The 727-nt window shown below is 55.4% G+C and carries 1 protein-coding gene; it reads right to left on the minus strand.

Annotation, left to right across the window (positions count from 1 at the left end):
• Positions 1-727 (minus strand): alkaline phosphatase PhoX (locus A3730_RS01770; protein ID WP_156500786.1); only part of this gene is annotated, 727 nt, incomplete at both ends.

The following is a 727-nucleotide window of genomic DNA, read 5'->3' on the forward strand; positions in this document are numbered from 1 at the left end:
CCTCACCAATAATCAGCGTGTTGTAACCGGTGATAAAGGTCACATTATCCGGATTGGCCAGGCCGTTTGCGTCACAGGAGTAAGACGCAAACGGGCTGCCAGCCGAATAGCTGGCAGGCTGACCGGCAATCAAGCCTTTCATGTTCTGCGCCACGTAATCAGAGCCGATGCCGGCATCACTACCAACATCCAGTGCATACACACCACCGCAGCTGTTAGCTTCAGCAATACGAACATGATTGATCGTGGACAGATCGTTGGAAGAGTTATCTTCCATGCCACGCCCCACTTCACTCATCGCCACATAAAGCTTGCCGCCATCCGGGTCGAAGGTCACACCTTCTTCTTTACGAAACTCTGTGGTCGCCCCCATCAACGCAGCATAGCGGCGAGTCTCAAGACGGGATGCCGCCAACTCCATACCGGGCTTCACTTTCAGGCATTCCTTATTGCCATTGGATGCGGTGGCAGTGAAACCATCCGGACAATCCTCACCGGTCATGGCTGCGGTTTCGAACAGGTCATCGAATGCCGGCTCATCCGGGCTGGCGAATAGCGCTTCGATATCGCTGTTGCTGGCATGGCCCAGGCTGATCCATTCCAGATCCGCCTCACCGATACCCGCCGCCGATGTCTGGTTCCATTTGGCGGCATAGAGGTTGCCCGCACTCAGATCACCGGCGGTATCCGCAACAAACATGTAGAAGCCCACGTTGGTGCCATCATC

It is taken from the genome of Alcanivorax sp. HI0044 (assembly GCF_001634945.1).